Below are 2195 nucleotides of genomic sequence, written 5' to 3'. Positions count from 1 at the left end.
CGCCAGTTGGCCGGCAGCGACGGCGCGGTGCTGGCGGTGGTGTTTGGCGAACACAAGGAAGGCGCGTTTGCCACGGCGGGCGTCGATCGCCTGCTGGTGCTGGAAGGCCATGAATTCGAAGGTTATGCACCGGAGCAACGGGTCCAGGGCCTGCGGGCTGTGGATAACCAGTTCAACCCACGCCACTGGTTGCTGCCCGACAGCCGCAGCGGCGGCGGCGAACTTGGGCGGCGTTTTGCCGCGAGCCTCAAGGAACGCCCGGCCACGCGGGTCTGGCAGATCAAATGCGAGGAATGCATCGGCCGCGCCGGCGCGGGCCAGGAAGACTTGGTCCGGCCGCTGCCGCGCCTGATCCTGGCCGCCGCCGAGTGCGCCGAACCGGTCAGCGAAACCCGCCACGAGGTCCTGCCGGTGGAGTTATCCACAAGCCTGGCGCGCAGCCTGCCGCGTATCGAAGACCTCGGCGCGGTGGCGGTCGACCCGGCAGCGATCCCAATGGCCGAGGCCGAGTTTATTTTCTCCGGCGGCAATGGCGTGAAGGACTGGGCACTGTTCCACCAGACCGCCGCCGCCTTGGGCGCCACCGAAGGCGCCTCGCGGGTGGCGGTGGACGACGGCTACATGGCGCGTGATCGCCAGGTCGGCGCCAGCGGCACCTGGGTCACGGCGCGGGTGTACGTGGCCGTGGGTATCTCCGGGGCGATCCAGCACCTGCAGGGCATCGGCGCCTGCGACAAGGTGGTGGCGATCAACCTCGACCCGGGCTGCGACATGATCAAGCGTGCCGACCTGTCGGTGATCGGCGAAAGCGCCGCGATTCTGCACGCCTTGATCGAGGCGGTCGAGTTGTACCGCAGCGGCGCCAAGCGCGATGCGGCTTAAGGATATGGCCATGACCACGAATGTAATCAGCCTGGTGTCCATCGGTGCCCACCCGACGTCCGGCCGGCCACGCCGCGCCGAGCAGGACGCGCGCGCCGTCGAACTGGGCCTGCAAATGGCTGGGGATAAGTTGCAGGTGCTGCACGCCGGCGACATCCTCGAACCGACCTTGCGCAGCTACCTGGGCATGGGCTTGCCGCAATTGCATGTGCTCGAACAGCCGGCCGGCAGCGACGCCTTGCCGGTGCTCAGTGACTACCTGCGCGAGGCCGGTGCCCACGTGGTGCTCGCCGGCAGCCAGGCGGAAACCGGCGAAGGCTCGGGCATGCTGCCGTTCCTGCTGGCCGAGCAACTGGGTTGGCCGCTGATCGTCGGGCTGGCGCAGGTGGAGTCCATCGACGGTGGCGTGGCCCATGTGCTGCAAGCCTTGCCCCGTGGTCAGCGACGGCGCCTGAAGGTGCGGCTGCCGTTTCTGGCGACTGTGGATAACGCTGCGCCCAAGCCACGGCAAAGCGCCTATGGCCCGGCGCAACGCGGTGAACTCGCAGCGCATGAGGTGGCGATTGAAGAAGATGAGTTATTCACAGGCGCGCAGCTGCAACCGGCCAAGCCTCGGCCCAAACGCCTCAAGGTGATCAAGGCCAAGAGCGGCGCCGACCGCATGAAAGCCGCCACGGCCAAGGCCAGCGGTGGCGGCGGGCAGGTGCTCAAGGGGCTCAGCCCGGAAGACGGCGCCCAAGCGATTCTCAAGTTGCTCATTGAGGAAGGCGTCGTACGCTGAATAAAAAGGTGGGAGGGGGGCAGGCCCACTCCCACCTTTTACTCACAATGCCTGTTAGCCTGCGTGTGGATAAGATGTTCGCTACCGGCTACAAGCCACGTAGATAAAGGCTTGTAGAGTTCCGATTAAAAATTGATCAATTCTGGCTTTTTCCCTCGATATCCCGCTCAAACCCTCGGTTTTACTCTTTCGAACGTGGTTTTCCACAGAACCGCGAAAGTTGCCCCCAAAGTCTGTTGGCGCTTCTGTGGATAAGGTGTTTGCGTTCCTCTACACGCCAATAAAAACGTGGCCTACAGGCTTTAGATCAAAAAATAACCAATAGAGGATAAAACCCCTGACTTTGAATAAGTCACGGATTTTCTTGAGTTTATTTAAGGGTAAACCGGCAGTTGCCCACAATTGCTGTGGGTGGCTCTGTGGATAAGTTGTTGGGCGAAGGCTGGAGGGCAGGGCATATATGGGCTGCGAGAGAGTTGATCAATTCTTGAGCAGTGTGCAGATCTAATGTGGGAGCGGGCTTGCTCGCGAA

2 protein-coding genes are annotated in these 2195 nt (G+C 63.0%); both read left to right on the top strand.

All coding sequences use genetic code 11. From position 1 onward, the window contains the following. Positions 1-882 (top strand): electron transfer flavoprotein subunit alpha/FixB family protein (locus WBR57_RS16180; protein WP_424084684.1); only part of this gene is annotated, 882 nt, incomplete at its 5' end. Positions 883-892: 10 nt separating this feature from the next. Continuing rightward, on the top strand, positions 893-1663 hold the full coding sequence (locus WBR57_RS16175) for an electron transfer flavoprotein subunit beta (RefSeq protein ID WP_424084683.1): 771 nt from the start codon (positions 893-895) through the stop codon (positions 1661-1663). Positions 1664-2195 lie beyond the last annotated feature (532 nt).

This window comes from Pseudomonas sp. (assembly GCF_049590575.1).
Classification (GTDB): Bacteria; Pseudomonadota; Gammaproteobacteria; order Pseudomonadales; family Pseudomonadaceae; genus Aquipseudomonas.
Note: the sequence above shows the minus strand (reverse complement) of the source record. Positions and strands in the feature narration are given on the sequence as shown.

What these genes read in the sequence shown, in the direction of transcription:
- WBR57_RS16175 (WP_424084683.1), top strand. Translation starts at nt 893, where the DNA reads ATGACCACGAATGTAATCAGCCTGGTGTCCATCGGTGCCCACCCGACG.